This window comes from Nonomuraea mangrovi (assembly GCF_042681425.1).
In the GTDB taxonomy this organism is placed as follows: Bacteria; Actinomycetota; Actinomycetes; order Streptosporangiales; family Streptosporangiaceae; genus Nonomuraea; species Nonomuraea mangrovi.
Genome location: NZ_JBHUFV010000105.1, coordinates 189,660 through 213,473 on the forward strand (window position 1 = coordinate 189,660; position 23,814 = coordinate 213,473).

Annotated in this window: 17 protein-coding genes; 15 read left to right on the forward strand and 2 right to left on the reverse strand. The window is 71.9% G+C overall.

Annotation, left to right across the window (positions count from 1 at the left end; all coding sequences use genetic code 11):
* The first annotated feature begins 21 nt into the window (after positions 1–21).
* The 11 genes from ACFSKW_RS53330 (at position 22) to ACFSKW_RS53380 (ending at position 11,938) form a co-directional block, all read left to right on the forward strand.
* Positions 22–918: an alpha/beta fold hydrolase gene (locus ACFSKW_RS53330; RefSeq protein ID WP_379583323.1), complete on the forward strand. Its 897-nt coding sequence runs from the start codon at positions 22–24 to the stop codon at positions 916–918.
* 41 nt (positions 919–959) lie between these two features.
* Positions 960–2,141: an adenylyltransferase/sulfurtransferase MoeZ gene (moeZ, locus tag ACFSKW_RS53335; protein WP_379583325.1), complete on the forward strand. Its 1,182-nt coding sequence runs from the start codon at positions 960–962 to the stop codon at positions 2,139–2,141.
* 174 nt (positions 2,142–2,315) lie between these two features.
* Complete coding sequence (locus ACFSKW_RS53340; RefSeq protein ID WP_379583327.1) at positions 2,316–3,002, forward strand: hypothetical protein; 687 nt, start codon at positions 2,316–2,318, stop codon at positions 3,000–3,002.
* Positions 2,996–4,198 (forward strand): S8 family serine peptidase, encoded by a 1,203-nt coding sequence (locus tag ACFSKW_RS53345; RefSeq protein ID WP_379583329.1) that lies wholly within the window; start codon positions 2,996–2,998, stop codon positions 4,196–4,198. Before ACFSKW_RS53340 ends, ACFSKW_RS53345 begins: the two co-directional genes overlap by 7 nt.
* Positions 4,199–4,404: 206 nt before the next feature.
* Positions 4,405–5,226, forward strand: a complete 822-nt coding sequence (locus tag ACFSKW_RS53350) for a hypothetical protein (RefSeq protein WP_379583331.1) — start codon at positions 4,405–4,407, stop codon at positions 5,224–5,226.
* The gene (locus ACFSKW_RS53355; protein ID WP_379583333.1) at positions 5,220–6,386 is read left to right on the forward strand and encodes a S8 family serine peptidase; all 1,167 of its coding nucleotides are present in this window, start codon (positions 5,220–5,222) and stop codon (positions 6,384–6,386) included. The genes ACFSKW_RS53350 and ACFSKW_RS53355 overlap by 7 nt, the downstream gene beginning before the upstream one ends.
* Before the next feature lie 72 nt (positions 6,387–6,458).
* Complete coding sequence (locus ACFSKW_RS53360) at positions 6,459–6,794, forward strand: hypothetical protein (protein WP_379583335.1); 336 nt, start codon at positions 6,459–6,461, stop codon at positions 6,792–6,794.
* Positions 6,788–7,108: an MGMT family protein gene (locus ACFSKW_RS53365; RefSeq protein WP_379583337.1), complete on the forward strand. Its 321-nt coding sequence runs from the start codon at positions 6,788–6,790 to the stop codon at positions 7,106–7,108. Before ACFSKW_RS53360 ends, ACFSKW_RS53365 begins: the two co-directional genes overlap by 7 nt.
* 89 nt (positions 7,109–7,197) lie before the next feature.
* Complete coding sequence (locus tag ACFSKW_RS53370) at positions 7,198–10,050, forward strand: CDP-glycerol glycerophosphotransferase family protein (protein ID WP_379583339.1); 2,853 nt, start codon at positions 7,198–7,200, stop codon at positions 10,048–10,050.
* A 383-nt stretch (positions 10,051–10,433) separates the two neighbouring features.
* Positions 10,434–11,009, forward strand: a complete 576-nt coding sequence (locus ACFSKW_RS53375) for a YdeI/OmpD-associated family protein (protein ID WP_379583341.1) — start codon at positions 10,434–10,436, stop codon at positions 11,007–11,009.
* A 92-nt stretch (positions 11,010–11,101) separates the two neighbouring features.
* The gene (locus tag ACFSKW_RS53380) at positions 11,102–11,938 is read left to right on the forward strand and encodes an SMI1/KNR4 family protein (protein WP_379583343.1); all 837 of its coding nucleotides are present in this window, start codon (positions 11,102–11,104) and stop codon (positions 11,936–11,938) included.
* Positions 11,939–12,111: 173 nt separating this feature from the next.
* Here ACFSKW_RS53380 and ACFSKW_RS53385 read toward each other — a convergent pair whose 3' ends face one another.
* Positions 12,112–13,056, reverse strand: a complete 945-nt coding sequence (locus tag ACFSKW_RS53385) for a GNAT family N-acetyltransferase (RefSeq protein WP_379583345.1) — start codon at positions 13,054–13,056, stop codon at positions 12,112–12,114.
* Between the two features lie 160 nt (positions 13,057–13,216).
* Complete coding sequence (locus ACFSKW_RS53390; RefSeq protein ID WP_379583347.1) at positions 13,217–13,756, reverse strand: CGNR zinc finger domain-containing protein; 540 nt, start codon at positions 13,754–13,756, stop codon at positions 13,217–13,219.
* A gap of 89 nt (positions 13,757–13,845) precedes the next feature.
* Here ACFSKW_RS53390 and ACFSKW_RS53395 point away from each other — a divergent pair, with 89 nt between their 5' ends.
* The 4 genes from ACFSKW_RS53395 to ACFSKW_RS53410 all read left to right on the forward strand — a co-directional run bounded on the left by ACFSKW_RS53395 (position 13,846) and on the right by ACFSKW_RS53410 (position 23,802).
* A complete protein-coding gene (locus tag ACFSKW_RS53395; RefSeq protein WP_379583349.1) occupies positions 13,846–15,036 on the forward strand; it encodes an MFS transporter in 1,191 nt (396 codons plus the stop codon).
* Positions 15,037–15,134: 98 nt separating this feature from the next.
* Positions 15,135–16,745 (forward strand): DUF885 domain-containing protein, encoded by a 1,611-nt coding sequence (locus ACFSKW_RS53400; RefSeq protein WP_379583351.1) that lies wholly within the window; start codon positions 15,135–15,137, stop codon positions 16,743–16,745.
* 299 nt (positions 16,746–17,044) lie between these two features.
* Complete coding sequence (locus tag ACFSKW_RS53405; RefSeq protein ID WP_379583353.1) at positions 17,045–20,527, forward strand: ATP-dependent helicase; 3,483 nt, start codon at positions 17,045–17,047, stop codon at positions 20,525–20,527.
* Positions 20,521–23,802: an ATP-dependent helicase gene (locus ACFSKW_RS53410; RefSeq protein WP_379583355.1), complete on the forward strand. Its 3,282-nt coding sequence runs from the start codon at positions 20,521–20,523 to the stop codon at positions 23,800–23,802. Before ACFSKW_RS53405 ends, ACFSKW_RS53410 begins: the two co-directional genes overlap by 7 nt.
* Positions 23,803–23,814: the final 12 nt, after the last annotated feature.

Below are 23,814 nucleotides of genomic sequence, written 5' to 3' on the forward strand. Positions count from 1 at the left end.
GAAACGGAAGGGGGACGAGCGGTGACGGATCCCATCGCACACTGGCCGGGCACGATGGTCGGTGACGTGTACGTGCGCTCCACGCCGGAGGGCGGCGCCGAACAGGCGGTCTTCGTGCACGGCCTGGCAGGCTCGGCCACGAACTGGACCGACCTCATGGGCGAGCTGAGCGATCTGGTCACGGGTCACGCCGTCGATCTGCCCGGCGCCGGCTACTCGCCCGCGCCCGCCGACGGCGACTACAGCGTCTCCGCGCACGCGAGGGCGGTGATCGGCCTCCTGGAGCGGACCGGCCCCGCCCATCTGTTCGGCAACTCGCTCGGCGGGGCGGTCTGCGTCACCGTCGCCGCCGCCCGCCCCGACCTGGTGCGCTCGCTCACGCTCGTCTCGCCCGCGCTGCCCGACCTCGTCCCCAGGTACGGCCCGGCCCGCGTGGCCGCCTCCGCCACCCCCAGGCTGGGGGAGTGGGTGGCGGACAGGCTCCGTTTCCTGTCGGCCGAGCAGCGGATCAACGCCACCCTGGCCATGTGCTACGCCGACGCGTCCCTCGTGCACCCGGCCAGGGTCAGGGACGCGGTCGAGGAGCTGCGCAGGCGCGACGGCCTGCCGTACGCGGGGCGGGCGTTGATCGGCTCGGCGCGCGGCATCGTCGCGGAGTACTTCAGGCGCGGCGAGCAGAACCTGTGGTGCCAGGCGGGCAGGGTGACCGCGCCGACGCTGATCATCCACGGCCGCAGGGACAGGATCGTGCGGCCGGCCACCGCGCGCAGAGCGCTCAGGGCTTTCCCCCAGGTCAGGATCGTTCTGCTGCGAAATGCCGGACATGTCGCCCAGATGGAGGTGCCTCAGGCGGTCGCCGCGGAGGCTCGCCGTCTGATCCTTGAGACACGATTGGGGAATGCCCCACTCCCGAGCTAGGTTTCAGTGGAGATAGGACCCCTAATCGGGAGCGTAGAACTGTGTCGTTGCCACCTCTGGTCGAGCCGGCCGCCGAGCTGACCGTCGATGAAGTGCGCCGCTACTCGCGCCACCTGATCATTCCCGACGTGGGCATGGCCGGGCAGAAGCGGCTGAAGAACGCCAAGGTGCTGTGTGTGGGCGCGGGAGGCCTCGGCTCGCCGGCGCTGATGTACCTCGCGGCCGCGGGCGTCGGCACGCTGGGCATCATCGACTTCGACGTCGTCGACGAGTCCAACCTCCAGCGCCAGATCATCCACGGCCAGTCCGACGTGGGCAGGCCCAAGGCCGAGAGCGCTGCGGCGACGGTCCGTGAGATCAACCCGCTGGTCGAGGTCGTCATCCACAACACGGCGCTGTCGACCGAGAACGTGATGGAGATCTTCTCCGGCTATGACCTCATCGTCGACGGCACCGACAACTTCGCCACGCGGTACATGGTCAACGACGCGGCCGTGCTGCTGGGCAAGCCGTACGTCTGGGGCTCGATCTACCGCTTCGACGGCCAGGCGAGCGTGTTCTGGGCCGAGCACGGCCCCTGCTACCGCTGCCTCTACCCCGAGCCCCCGCCTCCCGGCATGGTGCCCTCGTGCGCCGAGGGCGGCGTGCTCGGCGTGCTGTGCGCGTCGATCGGCTCCATCCAGGTCAACGAGGCCATCAAGGTGCTCACCGGCATCGGCGACCCGCTCGTCGGGCGACTGATGATCTACGACGCCCTCGAGATGAAGTACCGCGACGTCAAGGTCCGCAAGGACCCCGAGTGCGTGCTGTGCGGCAAGAACCCGACGGTCACCGAGCTGCTCGAGGACTACGAGGCGTTCTGCGGCACGATCTCCGACGAGGCGGCCGAGGCGGCCTCCGGCTCGACGATCACCGCGCAGGAGCTCAAGGCGATGCAGGACGGCGGCGAGAACATCTTCCTCATCGACGTCCGCGAGCCCAACGAGTACGAGATCGTCTCGATCCCCGGTGCCACGCTGATCCCCAAGGGCGAGTTCCTGAACGGCTCGGCGTTGGAGAAGCTGCCCCAGGACAAGCGCATCGTCCTCCACTGCAAGTCGGGGGCGCGCTCGGCCGAGGCGCTGGCCGTCGTGAAGAACGCCGGGTTCTCCGACGCGGTGCACGTCGGAGGCGGCGTGCTGAGCTGGATCAAGACCGTCGACCCCAGCCTCCCCACGTACTGACGGCAGAGCGAGATCGGGGACACCGCGCCGCGGTGTCCCCGATCTCGTCTTCCCTGGCGGCACGATGAGACTCCACTGGCGTCACGTACTTCCGACGCGGTTGGGGGGATGCCGTTGGGCGCTCCGCATTAAGGTCGAGTTGTGAGCAACCGACGAGCATGGCCGTCTGTGGTCGTGACGTCCGCGTTGGCGCTGATCTGCGCAATCACCGCGGGCGTGGCGGCCAGCGCGTCCGGCGCGGAGCTCACCAGAGGGCCCACGCAGGCCGAGCTGGAGGCCGCCGCCAAACGCGAGGTCGCCGACCGGTGGCGGAGCTGGCCGGCCGGCAAGATCTTCCCCGCGACCATCACCTACGTCGCCGAGCAGGGCGGCAAGGAGAAGGCCCACCGCGTCGGCATCTCCGCCTCGACCGACTGCGTGAGCGCGGTGGACAGGAAGGCGGCCGCCACGCTGCGCAGGGCGGGGTGCGAGGCCGTGCTGCGGGCGACCTACCTCGACGAGCTGCAGGGCGTGGTGGTGACCGTGGGCGTGCTCGCCCTGCCCGACGAACTGCGTGCCGTACGGGCCAAGAAGGCCTTCCCCATCTCGGGCAGGCCGGTGCCGGGACTGCGCCCGGTGGCGTTCCAGGGGACGGTCACCGAGCGGTTCACCCCGCAGGGACGCCAGACGGCCTCGGTACGGCAGGCCGGTCCCTACGTGGTGCTGACCACCGCCGGCCAGGTGGACGGCAGGCCCGCGCGGGCCGTCGGCGGCCAGCGCCCCGCCGTTTTCGCCTTCGCCGCCGACCTGGGTGAACGTGTCCTGGTCGAGCTGAGCACGCCGCGCATGCCCGACTGCGGCTCCAAGGCGTGGCGATGCTGAGGCGGGTGAGCCTCGCCATGGCGCTGGTGCTGCTGGTGACGCCCGTCGCGCACGCCGACAACGTGCGCGACAGCCAGCGGGAGGTCATCGACACGCTGCGGCTGTCCAAGGCGTGGCAGACCAGCAAGGGCGCCGGGGTGATCGTCGCCGTCCTCGACTCGGGCGTCGACCCGCTCCATCGCGACCTGTCGGGCTCGGTGACGGTCGGCGCCGACTTCACCAAGGGCGCCAACCCTCCTGGCGTGGCGCCGACGCGGCTGCACGGCACCTATATGGCCTCCCTCATCGCGGGCCACGGCCACGGGCAGGGAAACGGCGACGGCATCATCGGTGTCGCCCCCCGCGCCAGGATCCTGTCCGTCAGGGTGATCCTGGAGGACGAGGAGCCGGGATTCGGGGAGTTCAACACCGCCAGGCGCTACGAGGACGTGGTGGCCAAGGGCATCCGTTACGCCGTCGACCAGGGTGCGCAGGTCGTCAACATGTCCATCTCCAAGGAACTGGCCACGGCCCGCGAGCGCGAGGCCATCAGGTACGCGATCTCCAAGGGCGTCGTGCTGGTGGCGGCGGCGGGCAACGAGGGCGCGCGCAAGCCCGAGGCCAGCGGCTACGCGCCCTACTCCTACCCCGCGGCCTTCCCGGGCGTGGTGTCCGTGGCGGCGACCGACCGGGGGCTGCGCCGCGCCTCGTTCTCCAACTGGAACCCCTCGGTGCTGCTGGCCGCGCCCGGCGTCGACATCCTGGGAGCGGGACCCGGCAACGAGTACTGGGTGGGCAAGGGCACCTCGCAGGCCAGCGCCCTCGTCTCGGGCGTGGCCGCGCTCATCAAGGCCAGGCATCCGCGCATGTCGCCCGCACTCGTGGCACAGGCCATGACGCTGAGCGCGTCCAGGCGGCCCTCGGGAGGCTACGACACCGGTACGGGCTTCGGCGTGGTCGACGCGGCGGGAGCGCTCGCCGAGGCGGCCAGGCTGGCAGGGCACACGCACACGGCACGCGGGAAGGACGCCCACGATCCTGACCGGCCGCTCGGCGAGGCGGCCGCCCCCGTCCAGGTGATCCACCGTGACCAGCGCAGGATCATCGTCTACGGCTCCATAGCGGCCGCCGCGGCGCTGGCGGCGTTCACAGCGGTCCTGGTGCTGACAGCGCTGGTCAAGCGGACGCGAAGGGCAGACAATCCCCAGGACGCATGATCCGCGCCCTTAGGGGGACGAATTACCTATGAGAAACGCGCAAAAGGGTCCTTCGCCACCGTGAAGAGCCCACGTTTCTCCCAGGTGAGAACCAAAATGAGTGAGGAGCGGTGGGGGACACGTCAGGGAGGGCACGCAGGCGGCCGGTGTCCGGTCTGCCTCGATCGGGGCAGGCGGCGAGAGGCGGATCGCCGCTCGGCGCCCCTGTGACCCGACGCTCCCGCGTGCGCTCGTGGCCCGCGGCCACCGGCCGCAGGGACGGGCAGGCGGCGAAGGAGAGAGCCGAGCGCGAGGCGCTGGCGCAGGGCGTCAGGTACCGCACGATGTTCATCGGCATCCTGGGCGCGATCGTGACGCTGTCGGCCGTGGTGGTCCTGCTCGGCGCCACCGGCATGCTCGCCGAGAGCAGGTCCCGCCCGCTGACCGTCGCCGAGCAGACCCGCTACAAGCAGGAGGAGATCGCCAGGCGCTGGCAGGCGTGGCCCGCCACGGGCGTCTTCCCCGAAGAGGTCTCCTATCAGGGGTTCGACCAGGCTCAGCAGTACGCTCGGAGGGTCGGCATCGCCCCCGAGGTCACCTGCGCCGCCGCCACCGACAGGGCCGTGGCCAGGGTCCTCGACGGGCACGGCTGCGTGACCATGCTGCGCGCCACCTACGTCGACCAGAGCGCGATGTTCGTCTTCACCGTCGGCGTCGCGGTGCTGAAGGACGAGGAGTCGAGAGTGGCGGCCACCGAGGAACTGACGATCGACGACCGCGTGGGCGTGCTTCCCGTCGCCTTCCCCGGCACGGTGTCCGAGCGTTTCGGGCTCGACCAACGGCAGCGCAACGGCTGGGTGGGCGCGGGGCCCTACATCGTCTTCTCCACCGCCGGCTACACCGACGGCCGCACCAGGGCCGCCATCCCCGTGGAGGAGATCCTGCACAGCGAACTGTGGTCGGCAGCCAGATCCGTCAGCGGCCAGATCGCCTTCTTCCTCGCCGAGCCGCCCAAGGCCCCGCGCTGCACGCAGGGGAACGCGTGCTGAGCGTCGCGCGGTCGCTCCTCGCGGCCGCCCTTGTCCTGTACGGCACGGCCGCTCCGCCCGAGCGGGAGCAGCAGCGCTGGGTGCTGACCGCGATCAACGCCGAGCAGGCGTGGACGGCGAGCAAGGGCGCGGGCGTCACCGTCGCGGTGATCGACAGCGCCGTGGCCCCCCGGACGCCCGGGCTCGAGGGCAGGGTCACGGTGGCTCCCGACATGACCTCCACGACGTTCGACCGCGCCGGCGCCGTCCCCGGCGAGCACGGCACGGCGATGGCGGGGCTGATCGCGGCCTCCGGCGACAAGGGCGGCTTCATCGGCGTCGCCCCCCAGGCCCGCATCCTGTCGGTGCCCATCACCGTGGACGAGACGCTGACCGGCGGCGCGATCCCGCCGCAGGAGGACCTGCTGTCGAGCAGGGAGAGCCCGCTGGCCAGGGCGATCCGCTACTCGGTCAACAACGGGGCCAAGGTCGTCAGCATGTCGATCGGCACGTACGGCGTGCAGAAGTCCGAACGCGAGGCCGTCGCCTACGCCCTCGACAGGGGTGTCGTGCTCGTCGCCGCCGTCGGCAACGACGGGCAGACCGCCTACACCAAGGCCAACAGCACCTCCTACTGGAGCTTTCCCGCCGGATATCCGGGCGTGATCGGCGTGGCCGCGGTCGACCGGCAGGGCAGGCGGGCGGCCTTCAGCAGCGACAACCTCTCCGTCATGGTCGCGGCGCCCGGCGTGGACGTGCCGGTGGTGAAGATGAGCGGCGCGCTCGGCTCCAGCAAGGGCACCAGCGTGGCGACGGCGCTGGTGGCGGGGGTCACCGCGCTGATCAAGTCGAAGTACCCGAACCTGGCGCCCGACAAGGTGGCGCTGGCCATCACCGGCAGCGCCCGCGCGAGGCCGTCCGCGGGATACGACGACAAGATCGGCTTCGGGGTGGTCGACGCGGCGGCTGCTCTCGACAGGGCGGGGGAACTGGCCGGGCAGCAGCGGGGCGTGGCCGTGCCCGAGAACAAGCACTTCGGGGCGGGCGAGAAGGCGCCGCTGCCCTCGCCTCCTGGGCCGAGCCCGTGGCGGATGTGGCTGTTCGGCGGCGGTGTGCTGATCGGCCTGGTGGCCTTCGGCGCGGCGGTGACTCTTCTGAGCCAGCGCAACAAAGGCGGCTGAAACGTGCTTTTCTGCCACAGATTTCACAACAGGTACCTGGACCTGCGGTGATCATGAGTATGCTCCCGCCTCATGAGCTACGAGCTGCACGTGGAGCGTGAGTCTCCGCTCGCCTTCGCCGAGCTCGCCAGAGCGATGGCGCCGGCCGGGTTCTCGCTGCGCGAGCCCGGCGAGATCCTGGCAGGCGAGGAGCGCCGCCCCGTCGCGCACTGGCGCGACCGTGTCGTCGGCACGCCCGCGTCGGACTGGGACGTGGCCCAGCTCGTCCGGCTGGCCGCGGCCGTCGGCGGACGCCTGCGCGGTGAGGACGGCGAGCACTACTACCTGCGCGACGGCGTCATCGAGGTCGACGGCGACGCCATCGGCAAGATCGACGAGATCCTGCGGGAAGGGCCCTCGGCGTGGTGACACCGTACGGTGAGCGGGTGCTCGACCTCGTCGAACGCATCCCTCCAGGGCAGGTCATGTCCTATGGCGACGTCGCCGAGTACCTCGAGGAGGGCGGGCCGAGGCAGGTGGGCACGGTCATGTCCACGTGGGGCGGCGCCGTACCGTGGTGGCGGGTCGTGCACGCCGACGGGACCGCCGCTCCCGGCCTGGTCGACAGGGCGCTGCCGCACTGGCGGGAGGAGGGCACGCCGCTGCGCGGCGAGCGCGTGGACATGCGACGTGCCCGATGGTTGCCTTCAGGGGACTTTCAGGAACCAACTGACCTGGCATGACACGATATTTGCGGATTTGCGGTATGTGACGCGCATTACCATAGCGAGGGACTGCCCACCGTTCCCGGGTCCGAAAGGCGGTGCCCTTCATGGCCACCCCAACCGGCGATGTCGTCGCCGAGCGCCTGAAGGTTGTCCAGGACCTCTGTGACCGGGGGGAACCGCTCGACGCGATCATGCGGACCGTCCGGTCAGGGGGACTGCCACCTGCCGAAAGGCGCGCGTTCGACGCCGCCGTGCTCAGCGGCTCGCTGGGCCTGCGCTTCGACCAGGCCGCCAAGCGCGGCGCCGCCCGCAGGCGCGAGCTGGTCAACCTGTTCAGGCCCTACCTGGCCGAGGTCGACCCGGGCGTCAAACACGACCTGCCCGTGGAGCGCAGGCTCGCCTACCACCTGCTCGAGCACAGGCCCGACGACGAGCTGATCGACGGCGACACCCTCACCAAGGTCATCACGGCCGCCGCCGAGCCGTCCAAGCGCATCCGCAAGGGCCTGCGCTGGTACGCCGACCTGCCGTTCGCAGACGAGCTGCCGCACGACCTCTACCGCCTTCGCCGCTCCGACCTGGTGCCCGTCACCCAGATCGACGACATCGTCTGGGAGAACGGCAGGCTCCGCGTCGACGGCTTCGCCTACCTCGCAGGCCTGTCGGTGCGCAGCCGCCGCTTCAACAGGGCCACCGTCGTGCTGCGCGGCCCCCGATGGCTGCCGCCCGTGCGGATGCGGACCCGCCGTACGCTCGCGCCCGAGGCCACCCACGGCGCGCGTGAGCCCGGATGCAACTACGACTGGTCGGGTTTCACCGCGACGCTGAGCCCGTGGCCGCTGCGCTGGCGCTCGTCGCTGCGCGCCGTCGTGTCGGCGGTGCGCCGCACGATGCGGCACCGGCCCGCCGTCCAGGACACCACCACGTGGCGCGCCGAGATCGTCTTCTGGTCCCGTGGCGCGCGGGCGACCGGCCTGCTGCGCGGGGCCTCGCTGGGCAGGACCGAGCGGCCCGCGGGGCTGCGCGTGAAGCCGCGCTGGTGGGTTCGTCCCGTGTGGACCTCCGACCGGGCGCTCCAGGTCGTGCTCCAGCCGAACAGGGCCGAACTGACCGGCGTCCAGTTGGACGGCGAGCGGCTCGAGCTGACCGTCTTCCTGCCCGGCCGTACCTGCACCAAGGGCCACGCCAGGCTGGGCGGCCACCGCATGGCGGCCGAGTTCCACCCCGTCGAGGGCGGCACGAACGTCACCGTGGCGCTCGCCGTACCCGCTCTGCTGCAGGAGAAGGACGGGCGGCGGCTGTGGGTGGAGCCCAAGGGCGACCCCGCGGCTTCGGTCATGCTCGGCGACGCGCTGGAGGAGACCAGGGCCGCCGTCGGCGACAGGGAGATCACCGTGCTGGGCGACAGGCGCGACCGCGTCGTCGTCTCCGCGCACCGGATCAGGCCCGTCATCACCTCGGCCCGATGGGAAGGCCCTGTCCTCGAACTGCGCGGCGACTACCCGGACGCCGAGGGCGCCCGCCGCCTGTCGCTGCGGCACCGCTCGGGGCTGATGTTCCACGCGGACATGATCCGTTCCGGGGACGAGTTCACGGTACGGCTGGCGCCGTCGGAGATGGAGCGCTTCGGCGAGCGGACCCCGATGCCGTCGGGCACCTGGAACCTGTCCGTCCGCCACCCGACGGGCGAGATCGTCCCCGTGCGCGTGTCGCACGCCGCGCTGCCCACGCTCGACGAGTCCCAGCACTCCTTCTCAGGACGCGGCTACCGGCTGGTGTCGACCCGCTTCGACGTGCCCGTGCTGATGGCCGAGGAATCGCGCCCCGCCGACGAGAAGGGCGTCGCGGGCACGCACGTGCTGCGCCGCGTCTTCTACCCGGCCCAGCGTGCCGAGCCGATCCAGGAGTCGACGGTCTACGTCGTCAACGACGGCCGTCACTACGCCGACAGCGTGCGCGCCATCTACGAGGAGCGGCTGCGCCGCGGCGACGACCGCGAGCACATCTGGATCGTCAAGGACGGCGCCTTCGTCCCGCCGGGCCCCGCCACCGTGGTCCGCGCGGGCAGCAGGGAGCATCACGCTGCGCTGGCACGTTCCCGGCACATCGTGACCAACTCCTTCCTGCCCGCCTGGTTCAGGGCGCGCGAGGACCAGGTCGTCCTGCAGACCTGGCACGGCACGCCGGCCAAGCGCATCGGCAACGACCTGCCCCACATGTCGCGCGACCCGCGCCCGCCGGTCTGGCACCGGCAGGCCGCCGAGGTGCGCGGCTGGGATGTGCTGCTGTCGCAGTCGCCGTGGGCCACGCCCATCCTGCGCGAGGCCTTCGGATACAAGGGTGAGGTGCTGGAGAGCGGGCTGCCCCGCAACGACGTCCTCACCTCACCTGACAGGGAGGTCCTCGCGGCGGCCGTACGGCGCCGCCTCGGCCTGATCGAGGGCAAGAAGGTCGTGCTGTACGCGCCCACCTGGCGCGACTACGACAGGAAGAACAGCACGATCAAGCTCGACCTGTCGCTGGCCAGGGCCGAACTGGGGGCCGACCACGAACTCCTGGTCAGGGCGCACCCGATGCAGGCGATGCCGGTGGTGCCCGCCGACGTCGCCCACGACGTCACCACCTATCCCGACATGGCCGATCTGCTGCTGGTCGCCGACGTGCTGGTCACGGACTACTCCTCGTCGATGTTCGACTTCACGGTGACCGGGCGGCCGATCGTGTTCCTCGCCCACGATCTCGAGAAGTACTCGTCGAAGCGGGGGCTGTACCTGGACCTCGCCGCGCAGGCACCAGGGCCGTTGCTGTCGACGTCGGCCGAGGTCGTGGAGGCGCTCAGGTCGATCGACACGGTGGCGGCGGCTCACGCCGACCGGTACGAGGCCTTCAGGGCCACGTACGCGCCCCGCGACGACGGCAAGGCCACCGCCCGCGTCGTCGACCACCTCTTCTCGTAGGGGACGGCTCGCAGCCCGGCGGTAGGGCCGGGACCGCGGGCCAGCGGCGACCCTGCGGTAGGCGCGGGACCGCGGGCTAGCGGCGACCCGGCAGGGACGGCTCGCGGGCCAGCAGCGACCCGGCGCGGTCGGCGAAAGATCGCCGACCGCGTCAACGTGGTCGATCATCGCCGTCACGACGAGCCCCGGTTCGCGGTCATCGGTGATCGGAACCTCGTCGGACATCCAGGTCCCCCTTTCGACTCGTTCGCTGCCGGAGGGCCGGCGCCCGGTCCCCGGCACTCAACCTAGGCCGCGGACACTTCGGCCAACAAAGTGCTCATTCGGTGAGCACTTTGCCGTGGAGGATGGTGACTGCCGCCGACCGGACGAAGGAGCCGCAGATGTCGCGAGGACCGATCACCGTTGAGCAGGACGAGCAGGCGATGCTTTTTGCGGACGCCGCCCAGTGGGAGGCATGGCTGGCCGAGCACCACGAGGGGGAAGGGGTGTGGCTGAAGATCGCCAAGAAGGGGGCGCCCTTCGCCTCGCTCAGGATCGCGCAGGCGTTGCAGGTCGCGCTGTGCTACGGCTGGATCGACAGCCACCGCAGGTCCTTCGACGAGCACTTCTACCTGCAGCGGTACTCGCGCCGCCGCAAGGGCAGCGCCTGGTCGCGGGTGAACGTCGAGCATGTGGAGAGCCTGACCGCCGCCGGACGCATGAGGCCGCCCGGCCTGGCGGAGGTCGCCGCCGCGCAGGCGGACGGCCGCTGGGAGGCGGCCTACGCCGCCCAGCGCGACGCCACCGTCCCGTCCGACCTGGCCGAGGCGCTGGCGGCCCACCCCGAGGCCGCCGCCCGCTTCGAGGCGCTCGACAGGACCGGCCGCTACCTGCTGATCCTGCCGCTGCTCAAGGCCAGGACCCCCGCCGGGCGGGCGGCCCGTCTGCACAGGACCCTCTCCGGCCTGCTGGACTGAGCGAGCCGCCGGGCGTGTCCAGGCCGCGGCGGGCCCGGCTCGGGAGCCACCGGCGGCCTGGCGAAGCGACCTTGATCCCTACACTCGTGGGCATGACGGTAATGGAGGATCTGGTCAGGTTGGTCCCGCCGCCTGCGGTTCCGGTCGACGCGAACGGCGACTGGCGGGAGGTCGAGGCCGCGCTGGGGCTCGTGCTGCCCACGGACTTCAAACTGCTCATCGAACGCTACGGCCGTGGCCGGTTCGTCGACTTCCTCATGCCGCTGACGCCCTTCGGCGACAACGAGCTGCTGGTCCGACACGCGCGGCACCTGCTGGACGGCGAGCGCTCATTCCGTGAGAGCAACCCCGACAAGTGCCCCTACCCGTTCTATCCCGAACCCGGCGGGCTGCTGCCGTGGGCGGGCACCGACAACGGTGACAGGCTCTGCTGGTCGACCACGGGCGAGCCGGACGGATGGCCGATCGTCGTCTGGAATCCGCGAGGCTGGACCTACGACGCACACGACATGGGCGCGGTGGCATTCCTCCACGGCTGGCTGAGCGGACGGGTGAGCACCACGGTGTTCGGCGACGCGGACGAGAGGAGCCCATGGTTCGAGCCGTTTCGCGAACGGGATCACGTCTACATCCACCTGTCCGAGGGCGAGCTGCCGTACCTGGAACGACTGCGGATCCTGCGCGACGTGCTCGCCCCCACGGCCGACCGTGGCGCTTTCGACGACGGCGAGGGCGCGCGGCAGGATCACTTCGCCGCCACGGGCCTCGACTGGCTGCTCACCTACGAGACCGCCTACGGTCACCAGATCCGGGTCGCCTTCCCGCCCGGGGACGACGAGCGCGTACGTGTCACGCTTGTCGACGCCGTTCGTCGCATGGGCTGTGAGGTGACGTCCACGACGTCGCACATGGGGGAGCCCGTCTGGTGATCGCGGCCTGCCCTTCGGCCCGGGGCGGGTGACCGAGCGGCGGCCCCGGCAGGACGACTCGGGAGGTTCGTCCCGGAGAGCCGCCGATCAGGGGAGCGGGTGGCTGGCCCCGGAGCACCGCTCAGGAGAGCGGGTGGCTGGGGCCCCGAGAGGCGGCTCGGAGGGGCCGCCGCTCAGGTGAACAGCATGCGGCGGCCGACGACCCGGTATCCGATCCGGTCGAAGACGGCCGCCATGGGCGCGTTGCCCACGTCGGTGCTGTCGCTGATGGACGGCTCGCCCTCCTCGGCGAAGATGTGCATCGCCTCGGCCAGCAGGTCGTAGGCGTACCCGTGGCCGCGATGGCGCCGGTCGACGCCGATGTACCCGATCGTCGCCGAGCGGGGGTTGCGCGTCGGCATCACCACGCCGACCAGCTCACCGGACGCGTCGTGCCCCAGCCGCCATCTGTGGCGTCCGCCCGGCATGTCCGCGACCATGGCCACCGTCTCGGCCGCCACGTCACGCGGCGTCCTGGTGTGCAGCTCGCGCCTGTCCCATGCGTCGAGGCTGCCGGTCACGATCTCGGCCAGGAGCCCGAGCAGGATCTGGTCATCCGTGACAGGGCTGAACGTGAGCCTGGTCGAGCGCGGCGGCAGGCCGTACTCGCGCTCCCACCGGAGGTTGAGCCGCTCCACGTGGAAGTCGAGTCCCGCCGTCTCCGCCGCCTTGATGCGGGCGTCGGCGTCGGCCTTGGCGTCGGGACGCTCGCGCCAGTCGGCGGGCAGGAACAGGTTGTACTCGGGCCGCCTGCCGATCGGCGAGTGGTAGCCGGGCGTGACGAGGGCGGCGTAGGCGGCTTCGAGCAGGGCGGCCCCCGTCTCGACGGTGTCGAAGTCGAAGAAGTCGAGGGCCCACGGGTGTTCGGCGTCGGGCGGGCCCCAGAACGAGGCCCTGCCGACGATCTCGTCGCCGCGCAGGGCGATCCAGACCCACGCGGGCCGGTAGTCGCCGTCGGCGGCGAGGTCCGCGAAGGTACGGCTGCGCTCGCCGACGCCCGAGGTGGGAAGGGTGGTGATGCGGTCGAAAAGGGGGAATTCGCGCTCGTCCGCGAGAGCGCGGAAGACCAGGTCGGTCAAGGGATCTCCAGTGGCAGGAGCGCTCCCCTCAGGCGGACGCCTGTCCGAAGGGGGAGCGCGTGATCGTTACGGGGAACATCTGGCTCCTCACCTCCTTCGATCTTTCGCTGCACGGACCCTAGCCGCCCGCCGTCGCCCCGCGCAACACCCGGCGGGTGGGTCACCGGGATGCCCGTGCGCGGAACGCGGCCGCCTTGGCGCGGTTGCCGCATCCGCGCATGTCGCACCACCGCCGGGTGCCACGGTGCGAGGTGTCCACGTACAGCCGGGTGCAGGGCGCGGCCTCGCACTCCCTGATGCTCGTCGCCTGCGCCCCTCCGAGGAGTTCGACCGCCGCTCTGGCGGCGGTGGCGAGCGCCGCGGCCAGGGCTCCCTCGCGGTCGAGACCGCCGGACGGGCGCAGCCGCACCCCCGCGGGCCGGTGGGCCGCGGCCTGGTTGATCAGGTCGCAGTCGTCCGCATCGAGCGCGGCGCCCAGCCGTACGGCGGAGGCCAGCCGGTAGATCGCCTCCCGCAACGCCTTGGCCTGCGCGAGGTCCTTCTCGCCCACGACGGGCGGGGTGTCGAGCAGCCCCGCGGCCACCGTCCAGCGCGCCAGGTCGGCAGGCGTTCCCAGCATGTCGATGCGCGAGTTGCGCCGGTGTCCGACCGTGCCCGCCAGGTCGAGGCCCAGGTTTCCGCTGACGAAGGTGAACTCCACGACAGCCATAGTAACCGACTTGACAGGTTAGTTCGAGGCCTGCGACGGTCAGATAACCGCGTTTACCGGTTACTTTTGGGGAGCTGATCGTGTACGGGCCCAACCATCGATGGATCGTGCTGTCCCTGGGCGTCGCCGCGCAGGCGAGCTTCTCGGCGATGTTCTCCGGCCTCCCCGTCACCGGGATCACGATGCGCGCCGACTACCACCTCTCGACCGCCCAGCTCGGCCTGGTCCTGGGCTGTCTGGGGCTCGGTGTGGCGATCTCCGAGATCGCGTGGGGCCTGCTGACCGACAAGTACGGCGACCGCAGGATCCTGCTCACCGGCCTGATCTCCACGGGGACGCTGATGGCGCTGATGGCCCTGGTTCCCGTCCGTTCGATGGCCGCGCTGGCCGCCTGCATGCTGGCCGCGGGCGCGCTCGGCGGCAGCGTCAACGGCTCCTCGGGCCGGGCGGTCATGACATGGTTCGCCGACGGCCGGCGTGGATTCGCCATGAGCGTCAGGCAGACCGCGATCCCCGTCGGCGGCGCGCTCGGCGTCGCCCTGCTGCCCTGGCTGGCCGGCGCCTACGGCTTCGCGCTCGTCTACGGCGTGCTGGCCGGGTTCTGCCTCCTCACCGCCGCCGCCACCTGGCGTTGGCTGCCCGCCACCGAGGCCGGCGCCGTCATCAGGGAGCGGGCCGGCTCCCCCCTTCGCCGGTGGGACGTGTGGCGGCTCGCGCTTGCCACCGCGTTGCTGACCGTCCCGCAGTTCGCCGTGCTGTCGTTCTCATCGATCTTCCTGCACGACGTCAAGGGCGAGGGCGTCGCTCTGGCCAGTCTGATCGTGCTGATCGCGCAGCTCGGAGGAGGCGCGGCGCGGGTGTGGACCGGACGGCTCAGCGACAGGGGCGGCGACCGCCGTACCTGGATCAAGGGCATCGGCGTACTCATCGCGGTGGTCATGGCGGGCGCCGCGGTCCTCACCCACGCGCCCACACCGCTGACGGTCGCGGCGCTCGCGCTGGGCGGCCTGCTCGCCAACGCGTGGCACGGTCTGGCCTACACCGAGATCGCCGTCATGGCCGGACCGGGACGCGAGGGCGCGGCGCTCGGCCTTGAGGGCACCACATTGTTCGCCGCGGGGTTCCTCACCCCCGTGCTCATCCCGGTCGTGCTGGTCGCCACGTCGTCGTGGACGGTCGTCTGGGCCCTCGCCGCCCTGGCACCGCTCCTGGCCGTCCCTCTCGCCCCTGGCTCCAGGCGGCGGCCGGCGGTGGCCGAGGCGAGGGCCTGAAGAACCACCGGCAAGCTCGCGGTGGCCGAAGCGAAGGCCTGAAGTACCGCCTGCAAAAAGAAATGCCCCAGTACGGGACGCTCTGTACGGTTGCCGACATGACACCGATCTTCCGCCTGTGCGACGAGCACATCACCAGGTCAGCCGAGCTCGACCCCGTTGACGCCGTGTACATGGGCATCTCGGGCGACTTCGGCGTGTCGACCGACTACGGCCCCGAAGGCCACGCCGCCAGGCACGACCTGATCAAGTCCACGCTCGCCGAGCTCGACACCCTCGAACCCACGTCGCAGGACGACCGCCGTGCCGCCGACCACCTGCGCGAACGCCTCCAGGCCCAGGCCGCGTGGTTCGAGACGGGCGAGCAGTACCGCGACCTGAGCAGCCCCTTCGGCCTGCTGTCCACGGTGAGGGACAGCGTCGACCTGCTGCCCACCGGCGACGACGACCAGTGGCGCAGGGTGGCGGCGCAGCTCGCGGCGGTGCCTGAGATGCTGGCGAGCTGGCAGGCCTCACTCGACGAGGGCCTGAGCAGAGGCCTGGTGGCGGCACGGCGGCAGGCCGTCGAAGGCGCGGGTCAGGCGGAGAAGTACGCGGGCACCCACGACGAGCTGATCGCCTCCTACGGCGAAGGGCCGCTCGCCGGAGAACTGGCCAAGGCGGCCGCCCAGGCCCACCAGGGCTACGTGGACGCGGCCCGCTACCTCCTCGAGAAGTACGCGCCGCGCGCCGCCGAACGCGACGGCGTCGGCCCCGAACGGTACGCCGTCGCCGCCAGGCAGAACCTCGGCGCCGACATCGACCTGGTCGACGCCTACGAGTGGGGCTGGGGGGAGCTGCGCAGGATCGAAGCGGAGATGGTGGAGGAGGCGCACGCCATCCTGCCGGGCGCGAGCGTCGACGAGGCGATCGCCCACCTCAACGCGACGCAGTACGTCGTCGGCTCCGAGGCGTTCCTCGCCTGGCTCAAGGCCAAGCACGACGGCGCCATCGCGGCGCTGCACGGCACGCACTTCGACATCGCCCAGCCGCTGCACACGGTCGACGTGACGCTGGCGCCCGGCTCGACCTCGGGCTCGGCCTACTACACGGCGCCCAGCGAGGACCTGACGCGCCCCGGCCGTACCTGGTGGCCCGTCGGAGGCCGCGAGCGGTTCGCGACCTGGAGCGAGCTGTCGACGGTCTTCCACGAGGGCGTCCCCGGACACCACCTGCAGCTCGGCGCGGTCGCGGTGGCAGGCGACAAGCTGTCGCGGTTCGCGAAGTTCTCCTGGGTGAGCGGGCACGGCGAAGGCTGGGCGCTGTACGCCGAGCGGCTGGCCGACGAGCTCGGCTGGCACACCGAGCCCGGCACCCGCATGGGCATGCTGGCCGACTCGGCGCTGCGGGCCGCGCGCGTCGTGATCGACATCGGCGTCCACCTCGACCTGCCGCTGCCCGACGGGTCCGCGTGGAGCTTCGAGAAGGCGTGCGAGGTGCTGCGCGAGCGTGGCCGCGCGGTGGCGCACACCGTGCACCCCGAGATCGTCAGGTACTTCGGCTGGCCCGCGCAGGCGATCTCCTACAAGCTGGGCGAGCGCGCCTGGCTGGAGGCCCGCGCCGAGGCCGCGCGCAAGCCGGGCTTCGACCTGAAGGCCTGGCACACGGCCGCGCTCGACCTCGGCCCGATCGGCCTGGGCAACCTCCGCGCCGCCCTGAGCGAGCTCTAGCGGTACGGCCCCCGTCGACCACGCGGCTCGGCATCCCCTGAGCGGGCGCGCGAACAGCGCCCACACCACCTCATGACGGGTCGCGCGGCTGTCCTCAGGGGTGCCGGTGGGCGCCGGGAGCGGTGACACGGGGCGCGGCCGTTCCCGGCAAAACCCGCCCTTTTCCCGCGAAATGATCACGAAAGTAGGCGTGTCGGAAAACAGGTGAGGCGATTTCCCCCGGTACGGTGGGCGGATCGCGTGGGGAGACCGGTCAAGTCGGCACGATCTACCCCTGTGGTCTGGTGGAATCTAGTGCTGTGAGTTCTCAGACCTGGCGGTTGGTGCGACGAGGGGGCGGTGGGCCTGTTGCGGCCCCTGCGCTCGACCGTGACCAGCGGGCCGTGGTCGAGCATCCAGGCGGTCCGCTGCTCGTTCTCGCGGGCCCCGGCACCGGCAAGACCACCACGATCGTCGAGGCCGTCGTCGATCGCGTCGAGCGGCGCGGGGTCGATCCCGAACGCGTCCTCATCCTCACCTTCAGCCGCAAGGCCGCCGAGGAGCTGCGCCAGCGGGTGACCGCCCGCATGCGGCGCACCACCCGCACGCCGCTCGCCCTCACCTTCCACAGCTACGCCTACGCGCTGCTGCGCCGCGAGGCCGTCCTCGAAGGCAGGGAGCCGCCGCGCCTGCTCACCGGACCCGAGCAACTCCTGGAGATCCGCCGCCTGCTCCACGGCGAGCTGGAGGACGGCGCACCCCTCTGGCCCGAATCGTTGCGCGAGGCGCTGAAGACCCGCGGCTTCGCCGAGGAACTGCGCGACTTCCTGGCCCGCGCGGGCGAGCGCGGCCTCGACGCGGCACGCCTGGTCGAGCTGGGCAGGCAGTACGGCAGGGCGGACTGGGCCGCCGCCGGACGCTTCTCCCAGCGCTACCAGGAACGGTTCGACCTCGACCCCGAGCTGTCGCTCGACTACGCCGAACTGATCAGGGCGGCGGCCGCGCTGCTGGCCGACCCTTCGGTGCGGCATCGCGAACGGTCGGCCTACGACGTGGTGTTCGTCGACGAGTACCAGGACACCGATCCCGCGCAGGAACACCTCCTGCGGCACCTCGCGGGCGACGGGCGCGACCTCGTCGCCGTCGGCGACCCCGACCAGTCGATCTACGGCTTCCGCGGGGCCGACGTGCAGGGCATCCTCCGCTTCCCCGAACGCTTCCGCGACCGCGCCGGGCGTCCTGCGCGTGTCGTGGCCCTCCATGTCTCCCGCCGCAGCGGCCGCGACCTGCTGACCGCTTCCCGCCGCGTCGCCGCCCGCCTCCCCGCCGCCCCCGTCCCCGCCGCCGACCCGTGGTCCACCCCCCCCGACGCGGCGGCCGTTCGGCAGGGGGAGGGGACGAAGGCGTGGGAGATGCCGGACCGGCGTCAGGCGCGCGGGCACCGCGATCTCGTCGCCCCCGAGGACGCCGACCCCGGGCAGGTCCGGGTGCTCCTGGCCGACAGCGTCAGCCAGGAGGCCGCCGTGGTCGCCGACACCCTGCGCAGGGCCCATCTCATCGACGGCCTCCCGTGGCATCGGATGGCGGTCCTGGTGCGCTCGGCCACACGGCAGGTGCCGCTGCTCAGGCGGGCGCTGGTGAGCGCAGGGGTTCCGACCATGGTGGCGGGGGACGAGGTGCCGCTGGCCCAGGAGCCGGGCGTCCGGCCCATCCTCACCACCCTCCGCGTCGCCCTCGACCCGCGGGCGCTCGACGAGGCGGTGGCGGAGGAGCTGCTGACGGGGCCGTTCGGCGGCACGGACATGCTGGGGGTCCGCAGGCTCAGGCGCGCCCTCAAGATCGCCGAGAACGAGGTCGCCCAACTCGCCACGGATGTGAGCGATCCGGCTCACCCGGCCGAGGCCGACGAGTCCACCAAGGTGGCCGATCCGGCTCACCCGGCCGAGGCTGACGAGTCCACCGAGGTGAACGACCCCGCGCAGCTCGCCGTACCGGACGACCCCGCCGAGGAGCGCGGACCGGACGATCCCGTCGATCGCGCTTCCACGGCCGCCCTCGGTGACCCCCTCGGCGAGGCGACCGCCGTCGGCCCCGCGCTGCCGCGTTCGTCGGGGGAGATCCTCATCGCCGCGCTCAAGGACGCCAGAGAGCTGGTGAGGATCGAGCCGCACATCGCCGTCCCCGCCGAGCGCGTCGCCAAGCTCATCCGGACCGCCCGCGAAGCCGTACAGGCCGGTGGGACGGCGGAGGACGTGATCTGGGCGGTGTGGCAGGCCAGCGGTCTGGCCGAGCGGTGGACGGACGTCAGCCTCGCGGGCGGCGCCAGGGGTGCGCAGGCCGACAGGGATCTCGACGCGGTGGTCGCCCTCTTCGACTACGCCGCCAGGTTCGTGGACAGGATGCCGAAGGCGGGCCCCGAGGTGTTCCTGGAGGACCTGTCGTCGCAGGAGATCCCGGGCGACACGCTCGCCGAGCGGGCGCCGGACGGCGACGCGGTCAGGGTCCTCACCGCCCACAGGTCTAAGGGCCTGGAGTGGGATCTCGTCATCGTCGCGGGCGTCCAGGAGGGCGTGTGGCCCGACATCCGGCTGAAGGGCTCGCTGCTGGGGATCGACGAGCTGGTGGAGCTGGCCGAGGGCGCGCCGCTCGACTCGACGGACGCGACGGCCGCGGCGCTGGCCGCCAAGCAGCTGGCCGAGGAGCGGCGCCTGTTCTACGTGGCCGCGACCAGGGCGAGGCGGAAGCTGGTGGTCACCGCGGTGGGTGGGGAGGACGCCGATGAGCGTCCTTCGCGGTTCCTGTCGGAGCTGATGCCGGGCGCGGTGGAGGAGGCGACGGTCGACGACCACGCCAGGTGGCTGAATCTCGCGGCCCTCGTCGCCGACCTGCGCAGCGTGGTGACGGACGCCTCGCGGCCTGAGAGCATGCGCAGGAAGGCGGCAGGGCATCTGGCCCGGCTGGCCAGGCAGGGCGTGCAGGGCGCGCATCCCAGCGAGTGGTACGCGCTCACGCCCATCTCCGACGACCGCCCGTTGAGCTGGCCGGACGGCATCGTGCGGATCTCGCCTTCGGCGGTGGAGAGCTTCACCAAGTGCGGGCTGCGCTGGCTGCTGGAGACGGCGGTGGGCGCGGCGGGCACCAGTTCGGCGCAGGGTCTCGGCACCGTCGTCCACGCGCTGGCCGTTCTCGCCACCGAGGATCTGGCCAGCGAGGAGCTGCTGGGCAAACGGCTCGACGACATCTGGACCGAGCTCGACTTCGGCGGGGTCTGGTTCAACCGCAAGCAGCGCAGGACCGCCGAGCAGATGATCGCCAGGTTCATGGAGTGGCAACGGCGCAACGGCAGGACCGTCGTCGCGACCGAGGAGTCGTTCGTGGCGATGGTCTCGGACGGTGTGCAGATCAAGGGCAGGGTCGACAGGGTGGAGATGGACGAGGAGGGCAGGGCGTTCATCATCGACCTCAAGACGGGCAGTTCCAAGCCGAAGCCCGAGGAGCTCGACAGGCATCCGCAGCTCGGCGTCTACCAGCTGGCGGTGCTGCTCGACGCCTTCAAGCGGCACGGGCTGGCCGAGCCGGGCGGCGCCGCGCTGGTCCAGGTCGGCAAGGCGGCGGGCAAGGACGCCAAGGAGCAGGCGCAGGCGCCGCTCGACAGGAACGACAACTGGGCCAGGGACATGGTCGACACCGTGGCTCTCGGCATGTCGGGACCGTTCTTCCAGGCGAAGGTCAACGACGGCTGCCGCACGTGCGCGGCGAAGGGAAGCTGTCCCGTCAACGACAACGGGGGGCAGGTGTGCTGAGCCCCGTCGAGCTGGCGGACAAGCTGGGCATCCTGCCGCCGACGTCCGAGCAGGCCACGGTCATCGAGGCGCCGCTGGAGCCGATGGTCGTCATGGCGGGCGCGGGCTCGGGCAAGAGCGAGACCATGGCGGGCCGCGTCGTCTGGCTGGTGGCCAACGGCCTGGTCAAACCCGAGCGCGTGCTCGGGCTCACCTTCACCCGCAAGGCGGCCGCCGAGCTGGCCCACCGCGTGAGGGAACGGCTGAACGGCCTGGCCGAGGCGGGGCTGATGCCCGTCCAGTTGCTGGACAACGAGCCGACGGTCTCGACCTATCACGCGTACGCCGCCCGCCTGGTGACCGATCACGCCGTGCGGGAGGCGCTCGAACCGACCATGCGCCTGGTCACCCCGGCCGTCTCGTGGCAGCTCGCCTCCCGGGTGGTCGCCATGTACGACGGGCCGATGGACAAGATCGAGCTGGGTCCTCCCTCGGTGACCGCCGCCGTGCTGGAGCTGGCGGGCGAGATGTCGGAGCATCTCCGCTCGGGCGGGGACGTCAGGCGGATGGGGGAGTGGCTGCGCGAGAGGCGGGCCGACGCCTCCACCGTGCGCCAGCGCAAGCCGATCAGCGTGCACGACGCCCGCGAGCAGCTCCTTCCCCTGGTCGAGGCCTACGAGCGGCTCAAGCGCGGCCGTGAGGTCATCGACTACGGCGACCAGATGTCGCTGGCGGCGCGTATCGCCGCCAACCATCCGGACGTGGGCCGCATCGAGCGTTCCCGTTACTCGGTGGTGCTGCTCGACGAGTACCAGGACACCAGTCACGCCCAGCTCGTTCTGCTCAGGAGCCTGTACGGCAACGGCCATCCCGTCACCGCCGTCGGCGACCCCTGCCAGTCCATCTACGGCTGGCGCGGCGCCTCGTCGGGCAACCTGCGGCGCTTCGTCGCCGACTTCCCCACGGCCAAGGGCGACCCCGCGCCCGTCAGGCAGCTCAGTGTCAGCTTCCGCAACGGCGACCGCGTCCTCGACGTGGCCGCCCGCGTCCAGCTCCCGCTGCGCATGGAGGCCCGTGAGGTGCCCGTGCTCGTGCCGGGCCCCAACCGCGTGGACAGGGGCCGGGTGACGTGCGCCTTCCACGAGACCGCCGAGGACGAGGCGCGATGGGTGGCCGGGCAGGTGAGGCAGGCGCTCGACCACGAGGGCGCCCCCGACGGGCTGCCGTGGGGCGCGGGCGAGCGCAAGAAGGCACCGGCCGCGACGTCACAGGCCGCTCAGTCGCGCATCCAGCCTCAGGACATCGCGGTGCTCGCCCGGAAGCGGTCGCAGTTCCCCGCGCTGCGGCGGGCGCTCGAAGAGCGCGACATCCCCGTCGAGGTGGTCGGTCTCGGCGGGCTGCTGACCGTGCCGGAGGTCAGCGACCTCGTGGCCACGCTCAGGGTCCTGTACGACGCGAGCGCGGGCGACGCGCTCGCCCGGCTGCTGGCGGGCCCGCGCTGGCGGATCGGCCCCGCCGACCTGCGGCAGCTCGGCGAGTTCGCCAGGGAGCTGAACCGGGAGCTGCGCGTGGGCGCCGAACGCGTCGCCGACCCGCTTGACCAGGCGGTCGCCGACCTGGCCGAGGAGCGCGGCAGCCTGGTCGACGCGCTGGACGAGCTGCCGGACAGGGAGGAGTGGCTCGACGCGTTCTCGCCGCTGGCCAGGACGAGGATGGTCGCGCTCGCCCAGGAGCTGCGCCATCTGCGAGCCCACACGCACCAGCCGCTGCCCGACCTGATCACCGAGGCGGAGCGCCGCATGGGCCTCGACATCGAGGTCGCCGCCCGATCCGGTACGGCAGGCGCCGTCGCGGCCCGGGCCGACCTGGACGCCTTCCTCGACGCCGCCTCCCGTTTCGCCGGCGACTCCGAGGATCCGACGCTCGGCGCGTTCCTCGCCTACCTGGAGGCGGCCGAGAGCGAGGAGTTCGGTCTGGAGGCGGGCAGGGTCGGCGAGAGCAACAGCGTGAAGCTCATGACCGTGCACGCCTCCAAGGGCCTGGAGTGGCCGATCGTCGTCGTGCCGGGTCTGTCGCAGCTGACGAGCAGGAACGGCATCACGAAGGGCAGCATCTTCCCCTCCACGCCCGTCACGAACAGCCGGTGGACGGAGAACCCGCGCAAGCTGCCCTATCCGTTGCGCGGCGACGCCGCCGACCTGCCCAGGCTGACCGGGCTGACCAAGGACGAGCTGGACGCCTTCGACGAGCGCTGCCGCGAGCGGGACCTCATGGAGGAGCGCCGCCTGGCGTACGTGGCCGTCACGCGCGCGCACTACCACCTGATCGCCTCCGGCTACCGGTGGGGGAGCGCGTCCAAGCCGCTGCAGCCGTCCGACTTCCTGCTGGAGATCAGGGACACCTGCGGCAGGGTCGCCTTCTGGGCGCCGGAACCGCAGGAGGGCGCCACCAACCCGCTGCTCGCCGAGCCCGCCGAGGCCGTCTGGCCGCTCACTCCCGGAGGGGTCCGCCAGCGGGCCGTCGAGGAGGGCGCCGACCTGGTCCTTCAGGCGCTGATGGAGTCGGTCGACGACGAGGACGGCGCGGCGGAGGAGTTCAGCGAGAGCGACGAGGAGCGGATGCGGGCCTGGGAGCGCGACACCGACCTGCTGCTGCGCGAACGCGCCACCAGCGGACGCCGTTCGCGGACCGTCGAGCTGCCCACCAAGCTGACCGTGTCCTCCCTGGTCACGCTCGCCACCGACCCCCGCGCCCTGGCCCGCAGGATCCGTCGCCCCGTCCCCACCCAGCCGGCGCCGCTGGCCCGCAGGGGCACCTCCTTCCACAAGTGGCTGGAGTCCCGCTGGGGACAGCAGCGGCTCATCGACGACTTCGAGCTGCCCGGCGCGTACGACGAGCCGGAGGAGCCCGACACGCGGCTGGCGGAGCTCCAGGAGCGCTTCGAGGAGAGCGAGTGGGCGGGCAGGGAGCCGCTCGACCTGGAGGTCCCGTTCGAGACGATGATCGCCGACCGGCTGGTGCGCGGCAGGATGGACGCCGTCTTCGAGCGGGAGGACGGCTCCTACGAGGTGGTCGACTGGAAGACCGGCCGCCCGCCGTCGGGGAAGGCGGCCCGTGGCGCGGCCGTGCAGCTGGCCGCCTACCGGCTGGCCTGGTCGCACCTGGCGGGCGTGCCGCTGGAGCGGGTGGGCGCGGCCTTCCACTACGTCCGGTTCAACAGGACCGTCCGCCCCGTCGACCTGCTGGACGCCGACGGCCTGGTCGCCCTGATCGAGGCGATTCCCACCCGCCGCTGATCCACTCCCGCG